This window comes from Janthinobacterium sp. NFX145 (genome assembly GCF_049810325.1).
Lineage (GTDB): Bacteria > Pseudomonadota > Gammaproteobacteria > Burkholderiales > Burkholderiaceae_D > Janthinobacterium > Janthinobacterium rivuli.
In genome coordinates, this window is the sequence record NZ_CP187360.1 from 4723391 (window position 1) to 4747735 (window position 24345).

General features: G+C 64.7%; 22 protein-coding genes. 2 read left to right on the forward strand and 20 right to left on the reverse strand.

Annotation, left to right across the window (positions count from 1 at the left end):
- Positions 1–3: 3 nt before the first annotated feature.
- From ACPJXG_RS21110 to gspG, 10 genes are read right to left on the reverse strand one after another with little or no spacing between them, the layout of a single operon-like run.
- Positions 4–396 carry a type II secretion system protein gene (locus ACPJXG_RS21110; protein ID WP_425252240.1) on the reverse strand — a complete coding sequence of 131 codons (393 nt, stop codon included), beginning with the start codon at positions 394–396 and terminating at the stop codon, positions 4–6.
- A gap of 3 nt (positions 397–399) precedes the next feature.
- Complete coding sequence (locus tag ACPJXG_RS21115; RefSeq protein ID WP_425252241.1) at positions 400–891, reverse strand: type II secretion system protein; 492 nt, start codon at positions 889–891, stop codon at positions 400–402.
- Positions 888–2909: a secretin N-terminal domain-containing protein gene (locus tag ACPJXG_RS21120; protein WP_425254776.1), complete on the reverse strand. Its 2022-nt coding sequence runs from the start codon at positions 2907–2909 to the stop codon at positions 888–890. Before ACPJXG_RS21120 ends, ACPJXG_RS21115 begins: the two co-directional genes overlap by 4 nt.
- Positions 2909–3439, reverse strand: coding sequence for a hypothetical protein (locus tag ACPJXG_RS21125; RefSeq protein ID WP_425252242.1), 531 nt, complete (start codon positions 3437–3439; stop codon positions 2909–2911). The genes ACPJXG_RS21120 and ACPJXG_RS21125 overlap by 1 nt, the downstream gene beginning before the upstream one ends.
- Positions 3436–4008 carry a hypothetical protein gene (locus ACPJXG_RS21130; RefSeq protein ID WP_425252243.1) on the reverse strand — a complete coding sequence of 191 codons (573 nt, stop codon included), beginning with the start codon at positions 4006–4008 and terminating at the stop codon, positions 3436–3438. The genes ACPJXG_RS21125 and ACPJXG_RS21130 overlap by 4 nt, the downstream gene beginning before the upstream one ends.
- Positions 4005–4553 (reverse strand): hypothetical protein, encoded by a 549-nt coding sequence (locus tag ACPJXG_RS21135; protein ID WP_425252244.1) that lies wholly within the window; start codon positions 4551–4553, stop codon positions 4005–4007. Before ACPJXG_RS21135 ends, ACPJXG_RS21130 begins: the two co-directional genes overlap by 4 nt.
- Complete coding sequence (locus ACPJXG_RS21140) at positions 4550–5368, reverse strand: hypothetical protein (RefSeq protein ID WP_425252245.1); 819 nt, start codon at positions 5366–5368, stop codon at positions 4550–4552. Before ACPJXG_RS21140 ends, ACPJXG_RS21135 begins: the two co-directional genes overlap by 4 nt.
- A complete protein-coding gene (locus ACPJXG_RS21145; protein WP_425252246.1) occupies positions 5361–7058 on the reverse strand; it encodes a GspE/PulE family protein in 1698 nt (565 codons plus the stop codon). Before ACPJXG_RS21145 ends, ACPJXG_RS21140 begins: the two co-directional genes overlap by 8 nt.
- Positions 7055–8260 carry a type II secretion system F family protein gene (locus tag ACPJXG_RS21150; protein WP_425252247.1) on the reverse strand — a complete coding sequence of 402 codons (1206 nt, stop codon included), beginning with the start codon at positions 8258–8260 and terminating at the stop codon, positions 7055–7057. Before ACPJXG_RS21150 ends, ACPJXG_RS21145 begins: the two co-directional genes overlap by 4 nt.
- Before the next feature lie 35 nt (positions 8261–8295).
- Positions 8296–8739: a type II secretion system major pseudopilin GspG gene (gspG, locus tag ACPJXG_RS21155; RefSeq protein ID WP_034751618.1), complete on the reverse strand. Its 444-nt coding sequence runs from the start codon at positions 8737–8739 to the stop codon at positions 8296–8298.
- A 422-nt stretch (positions 8740–9161) separates the two neighbouring features.
- Between gspG and ACPJXG_RS21160 the strand changes: the two genes are divergently transcribed.
- Positions 9162–9554: a protease inhibitor I9 family protein gene (locus ACPJXG_RS21160; protein WP_425252248.1), complete on the forward strand. Its 393-nt coding sequence runs from the start codon at positions 9162–9164 to the stop codon at positions 9552–9554.
- Between the two features lie 6 nt (positions 9555–9560).
- Here ACPJXG_RS21160 and ACPJXG_RS21165 read toward each other — a convergent pair whose 3' ends face one another.
- The 4 genes from ACPJXG_RS21165 to ACPJXG_RS21180 all read right to left on the reverse strand — a co-directional run bounded on the left by ACPJXG_RS21165 (position 9561) and on the right by ACPJXG_RS21180 (position 14758).
- Complete coding sequence (locus ACPJXG_RS21165; RefSeq protein WP_425254777.1) at positions 9561–10235, reverse strand: LuxR C-terminal-related transcriptional regulator; 675 nt, start codon at positions 10233–10235, stop codon at positions 9561–9563.
- On the reverse strand, positions 10235–10957 hold the full coding sequence (locus tag ACPJXG_RS21170; RefSeq protein ID WP_425252249.1) for a winged helix-turn-helix domain-containing protein: 723 nt from the start codon (positions 10955–10957) through the stop codon (positions 10235–10237). Before ACPJXG_RS21170 ends, ACPJXG_RS21165 begins: the two co-directional genes overlap by 1 nt.
- Positions 10958–11094: 137 nt before the next feature.
- Positions 11095–11733 (reverse strand): NF038129 family PEP-CTERM protein, encoded by a 639-nt coding sequence (locus ACPJXG_RS21175; protein ID WP_425252250.1) that lies wholly within the window; start codon positions 11731–11733, stop codon positions 11095–11097.
- Between the two features lie 10 nt (positions 11734–11743).
- Positions 11744–14758 (reverse strand): ExeM/NucH family extracellular endonuclease, encoded by a 3015-nt coding sequence (locus ACPJXG_RS21180; RefSeq protein WP_425252251.1) that lies wholly within the window; start codon positions 14756–14758, stop codon positions 11744–11746.
- 415 nt (positions 14759–15173) lie between these two features.
- Here ACPJXG_RS21180 and ACPJXG_RS21185 point away from each other — a divergent pair, with 415 nt between their 5' ends.
- Positions 15174–15896, forward strand: coding sequence for a PEP-CTERM sorting domain-containing protein (locus ACPJXG_RS21185; RefSeq protein ID WP_255206181.1), 723 nt, complete (start codon positions 15174–15176; stop codon positions 15894–15896).
- Between the two features lie 66 nt (positions 15897–15962).
- On the opposite strand, the gene ACPJXG_RS21190 is transcribed toward ACPJXG_RS21185, so the two are convergent.
- The 6 genes from ACPJXG_RS21190 to ACPJXG_RS21215 form a co-directional block, all read right to left on the reverse strand.
- Positions 15963–16997, reverse strand: coding sequence for a TIGR03790 family protein (locus ACPJXG_RS21190; protein WP_099401027.1), 1035 nt, complete (start codon positions 16995–16997; stop codon positions 15963–15965).
- Positions 16998–17071: 74 nt separating this feature from the next.
- Positions 17072–18526, reverse strand: a complete 1455-nt coding sequence (locus ACPJXG_RS21195) for a mannose-1-phosphate guanylyltransferase/mannose-6-phosphate isomerase (protein ID WP_035825834.1) — start codon at positions 18524–18526, stop codon at positions 17072–17074.
- 62 nt (positions 18527–18588) lie between these two features.
- Positions 18589–19743 (reverse strand): sugar phosphate nucleotidyltransferase, encoded by a 1155-nt coding sequence (locus tag ACPJXG_RS21200; protein ID WP_035825832.1) that lies wholly within the window; start codon positions 19741–19743, stop codon positions 18589–18591.
- A gap of 33 nt (positions 19744–19776) precedes the next feature.
- Positions 19777–21039 carry a glycosyltransferase family 4 protein gene (locus tag ACPJXG_RS21205; protein WP_219313019.1) on the reverse strand — a complete coding sequence of 421 codons (1263 nt, stop codon included), beginning with the start codon at positions 21037–21039 and terminating at the stop codon, positions 19777–19779.
- A complete protein-coding gene (locus ACPJXG_RS21210; protein ID WP_425252252.1) occupies positions 21020–22330 on the reverse strand; it encodes a nucleotide sugar dehydrogenase in 1311 nt (436 codons plus the stop codon). The genes ACPJXG_RS21205 and ACPJXG_RS21210 overlap by 20 nt, the downstream gene beginning before the upstream one ends.
- The gene (locus ACPJXG_RS21215; RefSeq protein WP_425252253.1) at positions 22327–24342 is read right to left on the reverse strand and encodes an alginate lyase family protein; all 2016 of its coding nucleotides are present in this window, start codon (positions 24340–24342) and stop codon (positions 22327–22329) included. Before ACPJXG_RS21215 ends, ACPJXG_RS21210 begins: the two co-directional genes overlap by 4 nt.
- Between the last annotated feature and the right edge of the window lie 3 nt (positions 24343–24345).

Below are 24345 nucleotides of genomic sequence, written 5' to 3' on the forward strand. Positions count from 1 at the left end.
CCGCTACCAGTCGGCGAACGGCATGCCGCTGCGGTCCTTGCCGGGCGCGCCGCTTTTCACGTCATACACCTGGCCCGGCGTGTCGTCGGGCGGCGGCACGATGAGCCAGCTGCTGTCGCTGTCGGTGATGGGGTCGATGGGCATGGCGCGCAGGTATTTCTTTTCCACCAGTTGCTCCAGCGTATCGGGATAACGGCCCGTATCGCCGTGGAACTGGTCGATGGTCGCACGCAGGTTGCGCAAGTTATCGGCCAGCACGGTTTCCTTCGCCTTGTCGAGGCTGGGAAAGTAGCGGGGCACGGCCAGGGTCAGCAGCAGCGCCACGATGCCTAGCACCACCAGCAACTCGATCAGGGTAAAGCCGCGCGTGCGGGCGGCGCGGTCATGGACGGGCATGTTTCACCATAGACGGTAAGGCACGTTGTTCAGGCCGGTCTTGTTGGAAGTCGAGTACACATCGTAGACATCGTCGCCCTCGCGCGGTTCGGCCGCTTCGCTGGCGTAGCTGCGCTTGCCCCACGTTTGCGCATCGCTGAGGCCAGCATCCGCATTGAACGGGTCGCGCGGCACGCGGCGCAGGAAAAACAGCTTGCTGCGCTTCGGGTTGCGCTGATCCGGCACGCCCTCGACCAGCAATTCCAGGCTTTTCGGATAGCCGCTGACGTCGGGCGCGCGCAGGACGCGGCCCTCGTCGCCGGCCCGTTTATAGGCGTCGAGCCCCTGGCGGATCTCGCGCAGCGCGCGCCGCAGCTCCTGCTCCTGGCGCCGCTGCACCGTCATCTGCGTGACGGGGATCACCAGGGTGGCCAGCACGCCCAGGATGGCCAGGGTCACCAGCAGCTCGATCAGGGTGAAGCCGCCTTGCCCGCCTTGCGCATGCGCCAGTCTCATTTGGCGGGAGGCGGCGCCACCGGCACCGGCTGGCTGGACGAGAACGGCAAAGGCGCCGCCTGCAGCGGCACGGGCTGGCCAGCCGGTATCGGCAAGGGAGAGGCGGCCGGCTCGGGCGACGGCGCCACGTCCGGCGCCGGCACGCTCTGCGGCAAGGCCGCTGGCACCTGGCCGGGCGCCATCATCGGCTGCGCCGGCGCCGGCTGCATGCCGACGGCCGACGGGCCGGAACGCACGATTACCGTGCCCGGCATCTGCGTGGGCGCCTTGGCCGCCATGTCGGGCCGTCGGCGGAAGCTGCCTTCCGTACCGGCGGAAAACTCCGACTCCTTCGCTTCCGGACGCTGCACCGTGCGCACCAGATGCGGCGTGATCGACAGCACGATTTCCGTCTTCTGGCTGTCGTCCTTGCTGCTGCCGAACAGCCGCCCAAGCACGGGGATGTCGCCCAGGCCCGGCACCTTGTTACCCGAGCTGCGCTCTTCATTGTTGATCAGGCCCGCCAGCACCTGGTTTTCACCATCCTTCAATTGCAGCATGGTCGACGCCTGGCGCGTGCCAATCTGGTACAGGGTCGAGCCGCTGCGGGTGGTGGTCGCCGCCCCCAGGTTGCTCACTTCCAGCGAGATGCGGATGCCCACTTCATTGTTCAAATAAATGGTCGGCTCGGCGTTCACCGTCAGGCCCACGTCCAGGTAGCTGACCGACTCGGACGCGAAGCCGCCCGTGCCCGGCGAAATGGTGGTGGTCACCACGGGTACCCTGTCGCCGATGACGAATTTCGCCTTTTCACGGTTGCGTACGCGGATGCGCGGGTTGGCCAGGATGTTCGCGTCACCATCCGTCTTGTTGGCGTTTGCCGTCACGGACAGGTCACTCACGCCGATGGTGCGCTGATTCAGTCTATTCAAGTCGCTGATGGTCAGCCCGATCCCGCCCGAGGTGGAAAGCGGCGTCAGGGTCAGGCTCGATGGCCAGGCCACGCCCAGTTCCATCAGGCGGCTGCGCTTGACTTCGAGGATTTCCAGCTCCAGCACCACTTCCGCCTCGGGCACGTCCTGCAGCGCGATCAGGCGCTCGGCCAGGCGGATCGCCTCGGGCGTGTCGCGCACGATGACGAGATTGAGTTTTTCATCGGCCACCACGTCGCGCGTCTTCAAAATGGTCTTGAGCGTGTTGGCCACTTGCCTGGCGTCCGCGTTCGCCAGGAAGAAGGTTTTTACCAGCACCTCCTGATATTCCTTCAATTTTGCCGCCACGTTCGGGTAGATCAGAATCGTGTTCGCATCCATCACCTGCTGCTCCAGCTGGTTCGTCACCAGCAGGAAGTAGACGGCCGATTCCACCGTGCTGTTTTTCAGGAAGATCGAGGTTTTCGCGTCCGCCTTGACGTCCTTGTCGAAGACGAAATTGAGGCCGGAACGGCGCGCGATCAACTCGAACACCTGTTTTAACGGTGCGTCGCGAAACTCGATCGTGATCGGCTGCTTGTACGACTTGGCCAGGCCCGATTCGACGACGGGCGGCGCCGTTTTGTCATCGACTTCACGCAGCAGCGCGCGCGCGCCCGCATGGTTCGGCTGCTCCGTCAGGATGGCGTTCAGGCGCTGGCGCGCCGGGTCGTATTGTTTTGCATCAAACGCCGTGCGTGCATCGGCCAGCAATTTCCCCTGGCGCTGCTCGCGTTCCAGCGCGCGCAAGCCGCTGTTGGCGCGCTCGTTCTGCGCATCGATTTCCAGCACGCTCATGAAAGAAGCACGCGCCAGCTCGCCCTGCCCCGTTTGCGCCTGGCGCTCGGCCTGTTGCAAGCGGTTGCCGGTCGCCCGTTCGCGCGCCTGCAAGTAGGCGCTGCGGTATTGCGCGTTGCCGGGATCCTGCTGCAGCGCTTCCTGCAGCTTTTGCAGGCCGGCCGGCACCTGATCTTGCGCAATCAGCTCGCGCCCGTCGCGGTAGGCCTGCTGTCCCGCGCAGCCGGACAACAACAAGAGCAGCAGCGCCGATGAAAAGGAACGAGACATCACTCGGAAACTCCAATGTTGAGCTGCTGAACCTGGTTCAACGGCAGATAAGTGAGCGTCATGACGGGCGGCGCGATCGTCACGACCTTGTAGGCGCCATCGATGACGGTATGGGCGCGCACGATATACGTCTTGTCGGCGCGCGACAAAAACACTTCCCAGGCGCCATCGGCGGCCGCCTTGCCCAGATAGACGAAGGGCAGCGGCGGCGCCATCGGCGGTGGTGGCGGCGGTGGCGCGACGGCTACGATTTTCGGCGGCGGCGGATTCCAGTTCTGGCTCTGGAAGACAGCGGCAGCGCCATCGGCGCCGCCAAACGTCTCGCCCTCCTCGCCCGCCACTTCGCTGCGCGGCAGCAGGGCCAGGATGGCGGGCTGCGCGGCCGGTGCCCTGGCGGCAGCATGGCGCGCGGGCGCGACGGCCCGCTCGACCGCCTCGGCCACCTCGGCCACGGGCTGGCGCTCGCCAAACAACAGCAAGGCGCCCGCGCCCAGCACGCCGGCCAGCATCAGATAATGGCGCGGGGTCATGGCGTTTCTCCCGCATCGCCCGGCGTATCGGTCAGATAAAACGTCAGGCGCACGCGCGCTTCGAGTTGCGTATCGGCGATCTGCTCGCGGCGAAAACTCAGTTCGTCGAGCGAAGCAAAGGGGACGGCGCGCAGCGCTTGCAACGCGAACTGCGACACGGCCGCATAACTGCCTTTCAGCGGCAAGCTCACCTGGTATGTCGCGACCCGGCTGGCCTTGTCGTAGCCACTCTTGTATTCACCCTGCGCCAGCAGCAAGCCGTTTTTCGCAGCCAGGTCGAACAGCTGCTTGACTTGCTGCTCCGCGTGGCGCTGCTGTCCCAGGGCGGCATAAAAGCGCGCCAGGTTCTCGCTGGCCGTCGCCGGCGGCGCCGCGGCCACCACAGCCGGCGCTGGCTGCGGCAAGGGCCGCGCTTCCAGTTGCGCCGCCACGGCGCGCTGCTGCCAGGCCCACGCCCAGGCTGCCAGGCCCAGCGCGAGCAGGGCCACGGCCAGGCAGGCGGGCGCACCCAGGCGGCGCAGCAGCAGCTGCGCGCGCAGGCGCAAGCTATTGAGGTCGATGGCCATCATGGCGTGCTCCAGCGCGCTTCGATCTGGAAGCGCAACGGTTTGTTCGGATCGAGCGCGTTGATTTCATGGCGCAGCAGTTGCACGCGCGTGCCGAACAGCTCCTGCCGCTTCAATTGCGCGATATAGGCCACCATGGCGTCGCTATTGGTCGTCTCGGCCGTGATCTTCAGCACGCGCTTGCGCGCGTCCGGCTCCAGCGCCAGCAGCGCGATGGCGGGCGGCGTGGCGCTATTCAGCGCATCCTGCAGGTCGCGCCACGGCAGGTTCAATTGCAGGATGGCCGCATTCACGGCTGCCGCCTGCGCCGGCGCGATCGGTGTTTGCGGTGCGCTCGCCGGCCCTTGCGTGGCGGCCAGCAGGCGCTGCTGCGCGCGCTGCAACTGCGCCTCGCTTGCCTGCTGGCGCTGCAGCGCGGCGCTGCCGCTGTACGCGGCCGTGACGGCCAGCGCCACGCCCAGCGTACCGATGCACCACGCCCAGACGGGTACGCGGTGCAGGCTGCGGCGCCAGTTGGGTGGCGCGAAATCGATATCGAGGCGCGTCATGCCACGCCTCCGCTATGCGCCAGCCGGGCCGCCGGCGACAAAACGCCGTCCCCGTCCGGCGTGGAAAAAGCCTGGCAATGGAACTCTTTCGCGGGCGTCAGCCAGCCCGCTGGCGGCGCGCCGCATAGCTGCAGCAGCGCCGGTGCGGGCACGCCTTGCAGCAACGCCTCGCGCGCCAGGGTCTGCGCCAGCCAGTCCCTGCCAGCGCCAGGCGGTACGGGCAGCGCGCGCACGGCGCGCAGACGGCCCTCGTGCCGCACGCCCAGGGTCAGGACGTGCTCCTGCAGCTGGCCAAACCAGGCGCCCGGTTTCAACGCGCCGTGCCAGCGGTTCCAGTGGCGCGCGAATTGCGGCGCAATGAAAATCATGGCCAGCTTGCGTGCGTCGGCCACGCGCGTCAGCTGCGCCAGCAGCGCGCGGGGCACGGCGCAGAAAAACGGCGCGCGCGCATCCCAGGCGCCGCTGCTGCGCCACAGGCCCGGTGCATCGCCATACAGCGACTGGAAGCGCAGCGCAGCGGCCGCCTCGATATCGGCCAGGCGCGCGGCGCCGTGCGGCATGTCCACCTGCCACAGGCGCGCCAGTCCATCGTCAAGCACCACGGACAAAGGCCAGCCCGCGTATTGGCCAACTGGCAGAATCTGTTCCAGCGCCTGGCCCAGGGCGGCGAAGTCGCCATGCGGCGCGTCATCGGGCGCATACGCGGCTTCGTCCAGCGGCGTCCATGCGGGCGCGCGCCAGCGGCTGCTGCGCCACAGGCTCACCTTGCCCGCCGCCACGCCCAGGCGCAGAGCTTGTCCATAACCTCTACGCATGCAGGGTGACCCTCTTGATTTCCGTGATGGTGGTGGCGCCCCGCTTGACCAGTTCCAGCGCCGCCAGGCGCAGGCTGCGCGTGCCGTTCGCATACGCTGCCGCCTTGATCTGGCGGATCGGTTTTTTATCGACGATCAGTTCGCGGATTTCATCGGTCAGCACGAGGATTTCGGCGATCGAGCGGCGCCCCTTGTAGCCCGTGCCGCGGCAGTCGCCACAGCCTTTTCCCTGCTTGAATTGATATTGCGCCACGTCGGCGCGCGCCAGGCCCACGCTGGCCAGCTCACTGTCGTCGGGCGTGTAGTCGACCGCGCAATGGGGACAGTTGGTGCGGATCAGGCGCTGCGCCCAGATGCCGTTCAGGGCCGAAACGAACGCATACGGGTCGATGCCCATGTGCGTAAAACGGCCGAACACGTCGAACACATTATTCGCATGCACGGTGGTGAGCACCAAATGGCCCGTGAGGGCCGATTGCACGGCGATTTCCGCCGTCTCGCGGTCGCGGATCTCGCCCACCATGATCTTGTCAGGGTCGTGCCGCAGGATCGAGCGCAAGCCCTTGGCGAAGGTCAGCCCCTTCTTTTCATTGACGGGGATTTGCAAAATGCCGGGCAGCTGGTATTCGACCGGGTCTTCGATGGTGATGATCTTTTCGCGCCCGTTATGGATTTCCGTCAGCGCCGCGTACAGGGTCGTGGTCTTGCCGGAACCCGTGGGACCGGTGACGAGCAGCATGCCGTAGGCTTCCTGCGCCAGCGCGCGCAAGGCGACCAGCGATGGCGAGTCAAAGCCCAGCGCTTCCAGGGTCAGGGCGCCGTAGGCCTCGATCATGGCGCGCTTGTCGAGGATGCGGATGACGGCGTCCTCGCCATGGATGCTGGGCATGATGGAGACGCGCAAGTCGATTTCGCGCCCGCCCGATTCGACACGGAAGCTGCCGTCCTGCGGCACGCGGCGCTCGGCGATATCGAGTTCGGCCAGCACTTTCAGGCGCGAGATGATGTGTTCGGCCACTTCGATGCCGTTGACGGACGTGGCGTGATCGAGCACGCCGTCGACCCTGTACTTGACGGCCAGGCCGCCTGCCGTGCTTTCCAGGTGGATGTCCGAGGCGCCTGCTTTGAGCGCGTCATACAGGGTCGAGTTGACCAGCTTGACGGCGGGGCTGGCCGCTTCCGACACGCTGGCGAACGACAGCACGGCTGCCGTCTTGCCGTCGCGCCGCGCGTCCGTGGCGGCGCCGGGCAGCAAGCTGTCGACGGCGCGCGCCGATTCCTCCTGCTTCGACAAATAGGCGCCGATGTCGGCCTGCAGCGCCAGACGGATGCTCAAGGCGCCCTGCCCCGCGCGCGCGCCGAGCCAGGTTTGCAGATCAAGGTCGAAGGGGTCGGCGATCACGCCCACCAGCTGGCCGCCGGCGGCGCGCAGCAGCACGCTGTGGCGCGCCAGCGCCTGCGACAGGGGCAGCACATCGAAAGCCGGAGAAAACGCCAGCATGTCGGCCGTTTCCAGCACGTCCAGGCCGAACGGGCGCGCCAGTGCGCGCACCACGGCGCGCGCCTCGATGCCGCTCAGCTGCTGCAATTCCTCGACCAGGCTGCGCTTCGATTGGCGGCTCAGGATGCGCGCGCGCTGCAGCAACGCAGGGTCGATGGCCACGGTCGATTCGGCAGCTATGGGCATCATGAAATATCGCCGGCAAGGTCAAAGATGGGCATGTACAGCAGGATCACGATGGCGCCCACGACCAGGCCGATGGCGGCCATCAGCAGCGGCTCGAACGTGCGCGTAAAACGGTCGATCCAGCGGCTGATTTCGCCATCGTAAAAGGCGGCCGACTGCGTCAGCATGGGGCCCATGTCGCCCGTGCGCTCGCCCACGCGCAGCATGCGCAGGGAAATCGGCGTCGTCAGTCGATGCTGCTCAAAGGCCGACGACAGGGGCTGGCCCGCCTCGATGGCGCCGCGCGCGCCCTGCAGGGACGCCTGCATGCCCGGCGACACCATCGCTTGCACGGTGGAAATTGCCTGCACGATGGTGATGCCGCCCTCGGCCAGCATGCCCAGGGTCAGGTACAGGCGCGACAGTTCATAGATGCGCACGCGCTCGCCGATGCCGGGCAGCTTCGCCAGCAGGCGCGCCACGCCGCCATGGCGCAGCACGCGCCGCACGGCCGTGAACACGACGCTGCCGGCCAGCGCCAGCCCGAGCAACAGCAGCACGCCGTGTTCGGTGACGAACTGGCCCCAGCTGAGCATCACTTGCGACATCCACGGCAAGTTGCGCCCGGCGCCCTGGTAGACCTCGGCGAAACGGGGCACGACATAGCTGATCAGGAAGGCGCTGACGCCGCCGCCCACGGCCAGCAGGATGGCGGGATAAATGGCGGCGCTGACGATTTTACTGCGCACCGTATCGATGCGCTGCTGGTAGTCGATGTAGCGCGACAAGGAGCGCGGCAAGTCGCTCGTGCCTTCGGCCGCCTTGACGATGCCGATGTACAAGGGGGGAAACAGTTCCGCTTGTTCTGCCAGCACGGCGGAAAAGCGCTTGCCTTCGCGCAAACCTTCCAGCAGGCGCGTGAGCACGCTGCGCGTGGCCGGCGACGCTTCCTTTTCCAGCAAGGCTTCCAGCCCTTCGACGATGCCCAGACCCGCGTTCAGCAGCGCCAGCAATTCCTGGCTGAACAGCAGCAGGGGCAAGGCCCGCGCGCGCTGGCGTCCGGCCGCGCTGAACGGCGTGGCCCGCAGCGGGCGGATGGCGCTGACGAACAGGCCGCGCGCCTCGGCCTGACGGCGCGCGTCGGCTTCGTCGCGGCCGTCGATCACGCACGTCTGCAAGGTAGTTACGGCTTGGTCCGTGGAAAGCGCGCGTACTTCGAACTGCATGATGGCTTGTCCGTAGGAAAAAGAATGCGCTGGCGCTATTGCGAGCTGATGTCGGCGTTCTCGCCGCTGCCGCCCGGCTGGCCATCCTTGCCCATCGAGACGATGTCATATTCGCCCTTGCTGCCGGGCGCGCGGTATTGATAGGCATGGCCCCATGGGTCGAGCGGCACGGCCTTTTTCAGGTAGGGGCCATTCCAGCGCGTGCCGGCGGCGGGCGGTGCGACCAGCAGCGCGGCCAGGCCTTCTTCCGTGGTCGGGTAGCGCCCCACGTCGAGGCGGTAGGTATCGAGCGATTTTTCAAACGCCTCGATCTGCGCCTTGGCCACCGTCACTTCGGATTTGCCCAATTGGGCGAAATATTTGGGGCCGACATAGGCCGCCAGCAAGCCAATGATCACGATGACGACCAGCAATTCGAGCAAGGTAAAGCCGCGCGCATGGCGCGTTGCCGCAAGGTTCTGCCTGTGTGCTGCATGCATCCGGTAACTCCTTCTTGCCTACCTTCAATACATTGCCGCCATGTGCGCCGCTAGTGGCCGCGCACAGGCGGCGCGCGCCTGCCTGATGCCTAAGTAACCCCCAATAAATTATTGTAATTTCTGACCTCCATAACCGGCGCTAGGCGGCGTTGCTCACTGCTAGCAGTGCTCGCACTGCGTCGCAGCGAGCGCCTTGCATAGCATCCGGTTCTGTTCGTCATAAATTCACACTAATTTCCCGAGGCTTACTTAGCAGGCTACCATGCCGCTTATGGTTAATACAATCTTTTGTTTGTACTGAAAACAACAAAATCCCGGGGGAAACCATCGCGTTTGCACTAACGCAAGTCGCGCGCCACCCACCCTGCGGCCGGCGTAGAATCGGTGCATGAGCGGCCACGCCGCCTGCCTCGGGAGCTTGCATGTCTGCAATCCGTTTCAGCCTTGCCATCCTGGCCGCCGCCAGCGTGCTGCCTGCCGGCGCATCGGCGGCGCAGCGCCAACTGTATATTGTGCAACTGAGCATGCAACTGCCCTCACCGCCTGACGCGGTACAAAGGGAAGACCAGCGGCAAGCGCAGCGGGAAGCCGACCGGCGCGCCGTGCTGGCGCTGGTGCCCGATGCCACGGTGCAATACCACACGGTGCAATACCAATATACGGCCGCGCTGAACGGCTTTGCCGCCCTGCTGACGCCGGACGAAGTCACGCGCCTGCGCGCCAGCCCGCTCGTGGCGCGGGTGGCGCCTGGCACCGAGGATCAGTTCAACGATGGCGGCACGCACACAACCACCGCACCCCGGCCGCAGCACTAAACGGCCTCAGGCGGCCAGCAGGCGCAGCGCGATGCCGCGCGACACGGCTTGCGTGCGATTGCTTACGCCCAATAATTTGTAGATACGCTGCAAATGGCTTTTCACGGTCCCGCCGCTGATGCCGAGAATTTGCCCCACCTCTTCATTGCTCTTGCCGATGCTGACCCAGTGCAGCACTTCCAGCTCGCGCGCACTGGCCGCGCGCGCCACGCCGGCGAGTGCTGCCTGCACGCCGTCCGGCAGCGCCAGCCAATGCAGGTGCAGGCAGGGCAGCAGCAATTCCAGCACATAGGCCTGGCGCGCCGGGTCGGTCCGGGGCACGCCGAACAGGGCAAAAAAACTGCCGCCGCCCGCCGCCGCGCTGCCATGCACCAACACGCCATCGAGGATGGCCACGCGCCGCCCGCCTGCGCGCCACGCTTGCGCCAGATGCGCCACCTGCCCCTGGCGCGGGTCGCTCAGCGCCCGCACCTCGGCCTCGGCGAGCACCGCGCTATGCCAGGCCGCGCTGCGCGCCACGCCGCCATCGGCGCCCAGCTGCGCGCAGACGAGGACGGCATGCGGCAGCAGCGCCTGCAGCGGCCCCTGGCTCCACAAAAAGAAATCGCCGGGCACGGCGATGCCATGCGCGCCGAGTATGGCGTGCAGCAAGTATTCCTGTTCCCGCCCCGTCAGCAGCATCAGGCGCACACGGCGGTGTCAAGGGCATCCAGCGCCAGATAGCGGTAACCGCTGCCGCGCACGGTTTCGATGCGGTGGCCGCAGCCGCCCGGCTGCAAGGCGTGGCGCAAGCGTCCCACGTGGGCGTCGACCGTACGCTCGTCGAGATAGGCCGCATGGCCCCACACCTGGTCCAGCAATTGCGCGCGGCTATGCACCCTGCCCGGATGGTCCATGAGGAAATGCAGCAGCTTGAATTCCACGCGGCCCAGGTTGACTGGTACCTTGCCGGCCGTCACGCGCCGGGTGTGCGGATCGAGGCGCAAGGCGATGGCCCCGGCCGTGCCTGCGCCTGCGCGCAAGACCGCTGGCGCGCGGCGGCGCAGCAGCGCGTGCACGCGGGCCAGCATTTCACGGGGACCGACAGGTTTGCACAGATAATCGTCGGCGCCGCTGTCCAGCGCCAGCACCTTGTCTTGCTCGCTGTCGCGGGCGCTGACCATGATGATGGGCAAGTCGCACAGCACGCCATCCTGGCGCAGCTGGCGCAGCAGCGCGATGCCAGATGCATCCGGCAGATCCCATTCCAGCAACAGCACGTCGGGCGGGCCAGCCGCCAGCAGCGCCAGCGCGCCGCGCGCATCCACGGCGCAGCTGACCCGGTAACCGGCGCCAGCCAGGTTATGCGCCAGCAGCGCTTGCATGGCGGGCGCAGGGTCCAGCACCAGGATATGGCCAGGCATCGATGCATCTCCCAAAAAAGTTGGCGGCAGTCCATGAAAAACTAGACTGCCCGACAAGTTTTTGACTATGCATCAAGCGTAAAACAGTGGCCAATACAATTTAGTTTCCTGATTTATAGCTATTACGAATAAATAGACTAGGCGCGTGTGACAGCTTGGCGGCGGCGCAGGGCAAAACCGATCAGCGCCAGGCCGCCCGTCAGCATCATCCATTCCGAAGCTTCCGGCACGGCCGAGATCGTCGCGATGCTGGCGTAAGTGCTGCCCGTAATGCTGGCGGGCAAACCTCCGTTCAGCGGCGTCAGTTCAAATTGCACGAGGTTGCCATTTGCATTGCCCAGGTAAGTGGTGCCTGTGTAGTCGAGCAAGCCCACGCCAAACGTCGTGCCCGCGTTGCCAGCCGTGCTCAGGAAGTCGCCGCCGAAGACGACGTTGAAACCGAACTTGCCGCCCAAGGTCACATTGTGAAACCAGTCGTTGTAGGCGCCGCTGTTACCAAAGGCCAAGGTGCCGGGCACGCTGCCGCTGACATTGCCTTCCAGCGATTCGAGCGCGCCAAAGGCGCCCGAGAAATTGCTCAGCACGGCGCTGGCGCCCGGCGCCGGGCTGTTGCCGGCGATAAAGGCGAAGTCGAGGAAACCGGCGCCGGAAAACGCGCTCGTGTCGATTTCCACGCGGTAGCCGAGCGGGTCCGCCAGCGCCACGCTGGAGCTGGCAGCCAGCATGGCGGCCAGCACGGCGCGGCGCAGAGTCAGATTAAGTGTCGTTGTCAACATGATGGTGTCCTTAGAAGTTGCCGGCGTAGATGCTGGCCGAGTAATTGATCGTCACTTTCGACGGATTGCTGAAACTGACGGCAAACGAGGCCGTCGCGCCCGGCGCCAGGCTGGCCGCGTTGACGGTGACGTAGGCGGCGCCCGCATGGCTGCCCGTGGCATTGGCCAGGCTGACGCCGGCAGGCAAGCCGCCAAACACCACCTGGAACGGGCCGTTGAGCGTGCTCGTGCCCGTATTGGTGAACGAGAACGTGCCCGTGTATTTTTGCGTCGCGCGGTTGTAGCTCAGGCCCGAGCTCGCTTGCGCCACGCCGGACGTGATGTCGCGGTAGGCAGGCTGCAGGTCCAGGCTGATGACGACGGGATCGTGGTCCGAAGCGCGGTAGGGCAAGGCGTTGTACAGGTCTTGCGGCTTGGCCGAATCGATGTTGTAGTCGATCACTTCCGGCTCGTCCGCATTCACATGCCATTCGGCCACGCCGGCCACTTGCGGGCTCAGCGAGGCGCTGGCCAGCGCATGGTCGAGGTAGCCGCTCTGGCCGCCGAATACATACGAGTACGGCATGCCGGACGGCCGCACGAAACGCTCGAGTTCATTGACGAAGCCGGCGCCCGTGATGACCTGGATCGGGTCTTCCGCGCCATACGAATTCAAGTCTCCGATGACCAGCACGTCCGCGTCGCCGGCAGCGGCCGCCACCTGCGGCACGAAGCTGCCCACCAGACGCTGGGCTTGCTGCACGCGGGTAGCGTTCCAGCAGCTCTGGCTGTCGTTCTGGTCCGCGTCCAGCCCGCTCGACGGGCAGCTGCCCTTCGATTTCAGGTGGTTGACGATCAGCGAGAATTTCTCGCCATTGCTTGCAAGGAAAGTTTGCGCCATCGGTGGGCGATTGTTGATGGCGTTGGCGTCCGACAAGGCGCCGCCCACCAGGCCCAGCTTGCCTGGCTTGTAGATCATCGCCACGCGGATGGCGTCCGTGCCCGTGGCGGCCGGTTTCGGCACCACGGCATAGGTGACGCCGCCGATGGCCGCGTTGAGCTGCTCGACGAGGTAAGTGACGGCGATTTCGCCATTGTTCTGGATTTCCATCAAACCCACCACGTCCGCATCGATGGCTTTCAGTTCGGCGACGATCTTGTCGCGCTGGCGCTCGAACTCGGCCAGGTTGTCGGCGCCGCGGCAATTGCTCTTGGTGGTCGAAGTGCCGACGGTACAGCCCTGCCCCGTTTGCCCAAAGATATTGTTGCCATTCGTAAAGGTCGTAAAGAAATTGAGCACATTCGCGCTGGCCACCTTGACATTGCCGGATGGAAGTTCCTGGCTACCCGTGCGCGGATTGTCGCGCGAGAATTGCGGCGTCTGCGTCGGCTGCAATTTGTAGGCGGCGCCGCCACCGCCGATGGCGCCGAAATCCACCACGCCCGTCAAGTCGGCCACCGTATCGCCGCTGCGCACGGTATTGTCCTGGCCGATGTACGGTATCGTCACCGGCGCCACGAAAATACCATCATCGAGCACAATCAGGTTGTTCGCATTGGCGGCGATCAAGGCTTGCGCCTCGGCGGAGCCAGCCGGATGGCGATTGGTCGGCACTTCGCGCCGGCCCGCCGACAGGGTCAGCTCGCCGCGCGCACCCAGGTAGGCGTTTTGCGACACGGTCAACGGTTGCGTGAAGCGCACCAGCATGCCTTCCACGGCGGCCAGGTTTTCGTTCGGTAAGGTTACATTCGTCGGCACGATGCCGTGGCCAGCGCCTTGCGTGAGGATGGCCGTCACGTCCTTGAATTCCGTATAGGAATTTTTCGCGCCCGAGGGCGTGTATTCGACCACCGTGCCCGTCACGCGCACCAGTTCGCCCGGCTGCACGGTGGTGGCCGTCGCGCCCGTGTATACAAAGATACCGTCCGACGTCGATGGGTCGCCATCGCCGGCCGCGTCCTGCATGAAGAAGCCCGTGCCCACTTTCAGGGTCACCACGCCTTCCGTCGTTTGCACGGAATTGGCATACGGGCTGGCCGCGCCCGATCCCTGGATTTGCGGAATCGTGTGGCTGACGGCGGCCAGGCCTTGCACGGCGACATCGATCTTGCAGCTGGCGCTTTGCTGCTGGTCATTGCTGAAGCTGACGATGACGGGATAATTGCCCACCGGCACGCCAGCGGCCACCAGCAGGCTGACCATGGCGCTCTCGCCCGCCACGCCGGCCGCGCTGAAATTGGCCAGGCTGATGCCGGCCACGGCGGGCGAACTCAAGGTGGCGGCATTCACGACGCCATCCACGTCGGACGCGCGCAGCACGGCATTGCCGCCATTGCCCACGGACAAGGCCAAGCTGGCCGGGCAGCTGGTAATGATCTGGTGCACGACCGGGCCGCCGCAGACATTCAGCGGCGAGGCCGTATTGCGCGGCGTCACGCTGCCGGTGGCAAAATCAACGCTGTTATCGTCCGTGTCGCCGCAGCCGCCATTCGCGCGCAGGATAGACAAGGTATTCGATGGTGCTTGTGCCACGGCGCCTTCAAAACCGTTGGCCGTGCCGAAGCCGACCAAGTCGATGACGGCCGCGCCCGTAGGGCTGGCGCCCGTTTGCGCCGTCTTGCCATTGCTCAGCAATACCTTGCCTGCCGTGCCGGACATGGCCAGGCTGCCCGTGGCGTCCGGCGTGGGCAAGTCTTGCGTGCCGCCCGTGCCCTTGGCTTGCTGAACCAGCAAATACTGGCCAGCTTGCAAATCGATAGCCGGCAAGGCCGTCACGGACCAGCTCGTGCCAGCGGCGGACGCGTATTGCACGCTCCAGTTGCTCAAGTTGACGGGACTGGCGCCACGGTTGAACAGCTCGATGAAATCGTTGCGGTACACGGCCCCCGTGTTGCCGCCACCGCCATACACCTGGCTGATGACGACGTCGGAGGCGGCCAGGGCAGGCAGCGACAGGCTGGCCAGCACGGCGGCCATGACCGTCAGGCGCAGCGGTTTGCCCAGGGACAGGGGTGAAACGGACACGGCGGCAAGGTGGGAAGTCATGGTTTTCCTGGTCAGTAAAATGACAACGAACTTATGATTTACATACGAATGTACATACTAAACAGGCTGCATGACGAGTTGATGACATTTCATTAAGCTGAACGGAGTAATGCGCAGCCAGGAGCACGGCTGGCGGCCGCATGCCATCAGTATCCTTTCAACAACGCCATGCCTTGCAAAGCAATCCCGGCCGTTACGCAGCCGCACAATATGATATAATTCAAACAAATAAGTTTAGTTCATGACAATAAATTAAACGGCAACACCAGACCCAGTAGTGCAGGCCCCATCCATGCCTGACCTTGAAACGCACTCCCACCTTGCTCGCAACGGTAGCCTGGACGGGAGCGGCAACATTCGCAGTGGATACACGCGCCGAGCGGCGCACCCTTCCATGCTTTTTGAGAGATCGATCATGCCAACACCAATTTTCACGCCAGCCTCTTCCCGTCCCTTGCTGCTGGCCGCAGCATTGATGCTGTTCGGCGCCGGCGTCCAGGCGCAAACGGCCGCGCCTGCGCAAAAGAATGAAAAGAATTGCCAGGCCAGCACGCAGTCGGCGAATGGCAATACGAAAGATGCCAACCTCGATGGCACCTACAGCGCTTGCAGCCTGTCCAACGGCTTCATCGGCGCAGGCACGCGCACCAACGACGGCACGAACAAGACGCCGGAATTTGACGGCATCGCGTCCGACCAGGAATTCCGCAAGGCTCCCGCGGCCGAAAGCAATCAGCGCCTGGCCACGCGCCAGTTGCCTGCCGGTGCCGCTGCCGGAGAACCGAGCAAGGCGCTCGCCAGCAGCGACCGCGACTTCAGCTTTGCCACGCGCGACTTCGTCGCTTCCGAAGAAAACCGCCCCTTCGATGACGCAGCCGGCTACCGTGGCCCGGGCCGTTCGTACCAGGGCCGCAGCGGCGACACCCAGGCACCATTGATCGTTTCGTCGTCGCTGGGTGAAAACTTGCCCACAGGCAGCAACGGTGTCGGCGGCGGCGGTTCGGGTGGCGGCTTCACGGGCGGCAGCATCCTCCCCGTGACACCGGAAATCCCAGCCGTGCCGGAACCGGAAACCTATGCCATGCTGCTGGCCGGACTGGGCCTCGTCGCCTTGGCGCGCCGCCGCAAGAGCAAATAACGTTGCACATTGCAGCATAAAAAAAGGCCCGCGAGGGCCTTTTTTATTATCTGGAAGAATCAGGCATCAACGCCGGAAGCCCGCATACGGGGCGGCCAGCGGGTCGCCGATGAACAGGCCCTGGGCCGGCCACAGCACGCTGCCCCAGTACGCTTCCAGCGCCGTGCTGCCGGACAGGTAGCGGCGCAGCAGCACGGTCGGATTGGGAAACTTCTGCCAATAGCTGCACGGTTCGCTGACGGTGCCATAGCTGGCCGTCGCGCCCGCTTCCAGCCAGCGCTGGCTGCTCATCTGGCTACTGCCCTGCAAATCGCCGCCAAACGAGGTCAGGTGGTCGGCAAGGGCGCCGGGCAGGAAATGCAGGGTTTCCAGCTTGGCCACCTTGGCCTGCCCCGTCTGGTACACCATGATGTCTTGCGCCCCTTCCAGGCTGTCCGCCTTGAGGTTCTTGACGGTCAGCTTGCGCTGGCGCACGACGCCGGCGGGCGGAAAGAAACCGGCCCGGCTGTTGCGCGCCGCGTCGCTGGTGGTCAGATAGTACGCGCTGGCGGCCGGCACGGAAAAGCCGCTGACGGCGCCCCGGTCCACCACGGCCTTGGCCTCTTCCACGAAATCGATGGGCAGCAGCATCGACAAGCGCAAGCCCAGCTGCGTGTAAGGCTGCGCCGCTTCGCTGTTGAAATACGCGCTGGGCTTGCCGGGGTCGCACGTCTTCGCGCATTGATCCCCGTCATAACCCAGGGTAAAAGCCGAGGTGATGGCATTGCATTCGACGGCATACGGCGCGCTCCACACCATCAGCACGGCCTGGATCTCGGGTTTCAGCTGCGCATTGATGCGCTCCTTCAACTGCGCGAACTGATCGATGCTGAGCTTGCGGGGGCGGTTGGGAATGTTGACGTGCGCCACATTGGCGGCCGGAATGCCGTGCGCCTTGCGGTAATACTCGCCCACTTCGATACTGTTGGGCTCGGCGTCGTTGATGACGATGGCCAGCTGCGACGCCTGCAATCCGGGCGGGGCCGCAGGTGGGACAGGTGCGACAGGCTCGGCATGGGCGGCGGCGGCCAGCGCCAGCGAAAGACAAAGGAAGTTGCGCAAGGGTCGGTGCACCGGTAAGGGAGGGATCGGAGGCAGGCGGCCAGGGGCGCGGCTGCCCTCCGATTATAGCGCCATCAGGCGCGCTGGTAGACATCCTCCAGGCGCACGATGTCGTCTTCGCCCAGGTAGCTGCCCGACTGCACTTCGATCAGGTGCAAGGGCAGCTTGCCCGGATTTTCCAGCCGGTGCGTCATGCCGATGGGGATGTAGGTCGATTCGTTTTCCGTGAGTAAAGTCACCTTCTCGCCGCACGTCACTTGCGCCGTGCCGCTGACCACCACCCAGTGTTCGGCGCGGTGGTGATGCATCTGCAAGGACAGCTTGCCGCCCGGATTGACGGTGATGCGCTTGACCTGGAAGCGCTCGCCGATATCGATGCCTTCATAACTGCCCCACGGGCGGTACACCTTGCGGTGCTGCACGTGTTCGCTGCGTCCCGCCTGCTTCAAGTGGTCGACCACCTGTTTCACGCGCTGCACCTGGTTCTTGTGCGCCACCAGGATGGCGTCGTCCGTTTCCACCACGATCAAGTCCTGCACGCCCAGCACGGCCACCATGCGGCGCTCGGCGCGCACCAGGCAATTGCGCACGCCGTCGAGGTACACGTCGCCGCGCACCACGTTGCCGTTGGCGTCCCCAGCTTGCACTTCCCACAGGGCCGACCATGATCCCACATCGCTCCAGCCGATGGCGGCCGGCAGCACCACCGCATGCGCCGTATGCTCCATGACGGCATAGTCGATCGAATCGGATGGGCAGGCGGCGAAGGCCTGCTCTTCCAGGCGGCAGAAATCGAGGTCGCGGTAGCCGTCGCGCACGGCCGTTTCGCAGGCGGCCAGCATGGCGGGCTGGAATTGCCCCAGCTCGCCCAGATAGCGTTCGGCGCGGAACATGAACATGCCGCTGTTCCAGGAATAATTACCAGCGGCAAGGAACGACTGCGCCGTGGCCAGGTCCGGCTTTTCCACGAAACGCTCGACCTTGCAGCCCACGGCGCCAGGGCTGACGGGCGCGCCGCTGCGGATATAGCCATAGCCCGTTTCCGGCGCCGTCGGCACGATGCCGAAGGTGGCCAGCGCACCATCGGCCGCCAGCAGTGCCGCCTCGGCGATGGCCTGGTGAAACGCGGCCACGTCGGTGATGACATGGTCGGCCGGCAAGACCAGCATCAGCGCCTGCGGGTCGATGGCCAGCAGGTATTGCGCGGCCACGGCCACGGCCGGCGCCGTGTTGCGCCCCACCGGTTCGAGCAAGATGCCCAGCGGCGGCAAGCCGATTTCGCGGAGTTGCTCGGCCACCATGAAGCGGTGTTCATTGCCGCACACCACCAGCGGCGGCATGACCTCGAAACCGGCCAGTCCGCTATCGCCGGCACGGCGGTTGGGCAGGCTGGTGACGCGCAGCGCCGTTTCCTGCAGCATGGTCTTGTCCGTTACCAGCGGCAATAGTTGCTTGGGCAGCACGGCGCGCGACAGCGGCCATAAACGGGTGCCCGAACCGCCGGACAGGATGACTGGGTAAATTTTCATGGTTTCATTTCAAAAACAGTTTATTGGGCAGCATTTACTAGGCAGCAATTATTGGGCAGCAATTATTGGGCAGCATACAGGGCCGGCGGCGTTTCGTCGCGGCGCAGGCTGCGCCGGTCGCGCGCATTGCCCCAGGCATCTTTCTCATAGTCGGAGACATGGCGCATCTGGCCGGCACGGTCGACACTATAATCCTTGAAGACGATCATTTCATCAAGCCGCACGCCAGGCAGCACGCGCGTGTACTCGAACAGCACGCTGCGCACCACTTCGGCGCCGCCGCAGACATGGCTGCCATGGCCGATCCAGGCCGGCCCGATGATGGTCGTGCCCGCCTCGATGCGGCAGCCCGAGCCGATGTAGACGGGGCCTTCGATGCGCGTGCCGCCGCTCCAGTCGATGCTCGTATTCAGGCCGGCCCACACGCCATCGGCGATCTGGGTACCCGGCACGTGCAAATTGGCCACTTTTCCCATCAGCACGCTTTGCAGCACTTCCCAGTAATCCTTGATGCTGCCGATATCGATCCAGTTGTACTGGCGCTTTTGCGCATAGAAGGGCAAGCCTTGCGCGACCAGCAAGGGAAACAGTTGCGAACCGATATCAAAGGGCTGGCCGGCGGGAATCAGGTCCAGCACGGCCGGCTCGATAATATAGATGCCGGTACTGACGCAATTGGACTGCGCATCGGCCTGCGCCGGCTTTTCCTGGAAGGCGCGGATGCGCCCGTCTTCGTCGCTGACCACAACGCCATAACTCGATACCTTGTCCCAAGGCACTTCCAAGGTGATGACGGACGCCAGCGCGCCCTTGCTGCGGTGCTCGCGCAGAGCCGCTTCCAGGTCGAGGTCGATCAAGGCGTCGCCGCACAGCACGATCGTCGTGTCGTCGAAAAAGCCGCCGAACTCCTGGATCTTCTTCATGCCGCCGGCCGAACCGAGCGGTTGCGGCACGACCTCGCCCGCATCGTTCGTATAGCCTTCGAACGAGTAGCCGATGCGCACGCCGAACTGGTGGCCTTCGCCGAAATACTCCTCGATCTTTTCATGCAGGTAGCTGACGTTGACCATGATGTCGGTCACGCCATGCTGCGCCAGATGTTCCACCAGGTAAGCCATCACGGGCTTGCCCAGGATGGGAATCATCGGCTTGGGCAAATCATAGGTCAGCGGCTGCACGCGCGTGCCCTTGCCTGCCGCCAGTATCATTGCTTTCATCGTCCAGCATGCTCCATCACGGTGGGGCGCACTTCAGCGGCCATCCTTGCTCAAGGTTACGGGAACGGCGGGCGCGGCGGCGGGAAACAGGCGCGCATACGCGGCCAGCAGCTTCGGTGCCTCATATTCCCACTCCAGCTCGTTGATCACGCGATGGCGGCCGAATGCCCCCATCTGCTCGCGGCGGGCCGGGTCGTCGAGCAATTCGACGATCTTGCGCGCCATGTCGATGGGATCGTTCTTCAAGGCATACAAGGATGCCTGCTGCGCGGACACCTTGCCCTCGACCAGATCAAACTGCACGATCGGTTTGCCCAGCGCCATGTATTCCATGATCTTGTTCATGGTCGACTTGTCGTTCATGTCGTTGGCCACGTCCGGGTTCACGCACACGTCAGACGTGTTGAGCATTTCCAGCAATTGCTGATCCGGCACGCGCCCCGTAAACGTCACGTAGTCGGCGATGCCCATGTCCTGCGCCATCTGCTTCATCTGTTCCAGCGAGGTGCCGCCACCGACCAGGCCGAAGTGCACATCCTCGCGCTTGAGGGTTTGCACGATGTATTGCGCCGCCTGCAGCAGCAGATCGATGCCTTCCTGCGCCCCCATCACGCCCACGTAGCCGACCAGGTAAGTGCGGCCCTTCTTGAGTTCCGGCACGGGCGGCAGCACGCGCAGGCGGTCCAGCTTGGGTCCGCTGCGCACCACGTAGACATCCTCGGGCCGCATGCCGCCACGCTCGATGGCGATCTTCTTGTACGACTCGTTGGTGGCGATCGACACGTCGGCGCTCTGGAACGACCAGCGCTCGAACAGCACCATCAGTTTATAAAAGAAATCGCGCCGGCCGAACTTGGCTTCGTACAGCTCCGGATTGATGTCATGGTGGTCGAACAGGAAACGCTTGCCCATCGTCAACTTGAAGAAGCCGCCGATGAGAAACAGCAAGTCGGGCGGATTGCAGGCGTGGATGACGTCGAAGCCGCGCGCGAAATGCACTTTCCACGCCAGGCGGAAGGTGTGGAACAGCGCCAGTGTATATTCGACCAGGTATCCCTTGGCTCCTTCCGCTTCCAGCGGCAGGTTGTAGCGGTAGATATGGATGCCGTCGATGGCTTCGTAGCGCGACTCGTAGCCCTTGCCCGTCGGGCAGATGATCGATACTTCGTAGCCATTCGCATGCAGGGTGGTCGCTTCCTGCCACACGCGCCGGTCGAACGGCGACGGCAGGTTTTCCACCAGGATCAGCACGCGCCGCGGCTGGCCTGCCACGGTGTTACCAGCAGATGCCGTCATATTGCTCTCCACTTTGTTCTTTGCTGATGCGCACCAGGTCGACGATGTGCTGGTGCGGCTGCAGGCTGCCTGGCACGCTCTTGAATTCGGCCGCGCCGTTGCCGATGACGATGGTGTCGGCAAAATCGAGCACGTCCTGCATGTTGTCCACCATCAACTTGGAAATGTGCGGGATCATGTTCAGGATATAATCCTGGTTGGCACCCGTCAAGGCGGCCAGGTTGACGTTCTTGTCGTACAGTTTCAGCTCGTAGCCCTTGCCCAGCAGGTATTCGATGACGTCGACCAGCGGCGACTCGCGCAAGTCGTCCGTGCCGGCCTTGAACGAGAAGCCCAGGATGCCCACCTTGCGCGCGCCCTTGTCGACGATCATCTTAATGCCTTTTTCCACTTGCTTCTGGTTCGATGGCAGGATGGAATTGAGCAAGGGCAAATCGAGATCCAGGCTGCGCGCCTTGTAGGTCAGCGCGCGCACGTCTTTCGGCAGGCACGAGCCGCCGAAGGCAAAGCCCGGCTTCATGTAGTACGGCGACAGGTTCAGTTTGGTGTCCTGGCAGAAAATCTCCATCACCGTGTGACCATCGATGCCGACGGCCTTGCAGATGTTGCCAATCTCGTTCGCGAACGCCACCTTGACGGCGTGCCAGGTGTTGTCCGTGTACTTGACCATCTCGGCCGTTTCCACGTCCGTGCGCACCAGCGGCGCATCCATCTTTTCATACAGCTGCACCAGCAGCGCGCCCGCCTTTTCATCGGATTCGCCAATCACCGTCTTCGGCGGATTGTAGTAATCGTAGACGGCCGTGCCTTCGCGCAGGAATTCCGGGTTGTTGCACACGCCAAAATCGACGCCGGCCACCTTGCCCGACGCCGCTTCCAGGGTCGGGATGACGAGCGAGCGCATGGAGCCGGGCAGCATGGTCGAGCGCGCCACGACGACGTGGAAAGTATCCTTTTCACGGATGGCGGCGCCGATTTCCTGGCACACCTTGCGCACGTGGCTCAGGTCCAGGTTGCCATTGAGCTGCGATGGCGTGCCCACGCAGATGAGCGACATGTCCGAGCCGAAGACGGCGTCGCGCACGTCGAAGGTGGCGCGCAAATGGCCGCTTTTCACGGTGGCGGCGATCATCTCGCCGATGTCTTTTTCAATGATGGGCGTGGTGCCCTGGTTGATCAGTTCCACCTTGGTCCTGTTCGGATCGACGCCGATGACTTCGTGTCCATCCGTTGCCAGGCAACCAGCCGAGACGGCACCCACATAACCCAAACCAAATATGCTAATTTTCATGTTTTCCTCGTATTTTCTGACAGATCAGGGGTAGCCAAACTCAGGTGAAACTCCGTGCGCAAGGTGGCCGCGCCTTGCAGCCGCCCGCGCCAGACCAACACAGGCGCAGCCTGTTTTTCATCGAAGCGGTGCGAAATCCAGCCCAAGGGCGGATTGTCGCTGCCGCACACCAGTTGCACGGAGGCCTCCGGCAACTGCGGCAAATGCATGTCCAGCGCGAAGGCGTCGCCTGCCACGCGCAACACCTGGCCGTCCAGCCGCACACTGCAGCGGGGATCGAAGTGCCAGAACAGCTCCACCGCGTGCGCGCCCTGGCATTCGAGCACGTCATCGACGACGATCAGCGCGGCGCCAGGTGCCACGCGCACGTCGCGCCGGTGCAGCAAGGCATCTTTCAAGCCCAGGTAGCCATCGTGGCTGGCGCTCCAGAATTGCCCGTCGGCATCGTCACGCCACGCCAGGCACTGTGCCGTGGCCTTGCGCAGCCACAGGAAGTTGCCACCGGACTCGGACTGGTCGCGGCCATCGATGCGCACGGTGTTGTGCGCGCTGGTGCCGCGGAAATAATCGCGCCACTGCTTTTGCGTGTGATAGGCATAGGTGCCCGGATCGACCAGCACCATCTGGCCCGCCACGGACAAGGTCAGCGCCAGCGCATCGGCATGGCCGTGCGCGGCAATGCCCAGGTAGCCCAGCGGGCCGGCGTCGGCAATAAGGCGCACTTCACCGGGCGTGCCGAAGCCGGCGCCCATCACGTAATAGCCGCCATCGGGGAAGGCGCGCGGCAAGGTATCGGGCGCGGCGTCCGGCAAGGCGTCAAATGCCTGGCTCCCCGCCGCGCCCAGCAGCCACGCGCTTTTCTCGTCGAAAGTGCGCGCCCTGGCCTTGAAGTCGGCGCGGCCGAACAGGGCCGCGCCGCTGGCCAGCAGCGAGGTGTAGGGATTGGCGTCCGGCGCCTTGTCCCAGTGCGCCAGCAGCGCGTCGTCGGCGTCGCCGATCATCGGCACTTCGCCCGCCACATTCGTCATGGCGGCGATAAATGCCAGCATGGCTTCCAGGCGCCGCAAAAAAGCGTCCGAGCGGGGCCGGCCATTCGCGCGGCCCGCCAGCACGCACAGCAGCATTTCATCGGCCACCGTGTGCTGATAATAAATGGCTTGCTCGCGGTTCACGCCATCGTGACCGTTTTGCTTGAGCGCCTGCGCTTCCAGCTCGCCTTCCGTCTGCGCCAGCCAGCCGGCGCTTTCCGGCCAGCACGGCCATGTGAGCGCGGCGATATGCAAGCCCGTCAACTCGCCAAACAGGTGGTTGTTGGCCGACGAGTGGCGCGAAAAGTGTCCCGCGATGAAATGGCAATGCTGGTAGATGCTGTCGAGCCAGCGCTGCAGGAAGGCTTGCCCTTGCGCACCCTGGAACAAGGGGCTGTTGATGCCACCGAGCAAATGCCACGCATGCGACCAGCTGACCAGGCGCAAGGCCAGTTCCAGCGCGCTGCTCCAGTTCGGCCCCAGCGGATACGGGCATTGCTGCCACCACGATTCCAGCAAGGCTTGCGCGCCGAGCGCATGGCGCAGGTCGTCGCCGAGCCGGTACGCCATCGCCAGGTCGGCCACGGCCAGGTGGCGGTTCGGTTCCCACAGGCATTTGATGTCGCCCACCACGGTTTCATCGCGGTAATTGAGCGTCTTGCCAAAGTCCAGCGGCGCCACGGTGCCCGTCTTCGGATCGCGGTTCCATTGCGGCGGGAAACCCAGCTCCGCATCGCGCTGAGCGAACACGTCGAAGCGGCCCGCCAGGATGCGTTCGGCCGCCGCCAGGTGCGGCGCAGCATCAATGGGCAAGCCCAGCCATGGCGCGCCGAAACGCTGGCGCGCGGCCGGCGGCGGCACAGTCGCCAGGCCATAGCCGCGCGCCTGCAGCCGTTGCTGCACCGCATCGCGCACGCGGTGCGCCACCTCGGGCGCCCCCATGGCGCGCAAGCGGTTCAGTTTCCAGGACAAGTTGCTCAGCATGGA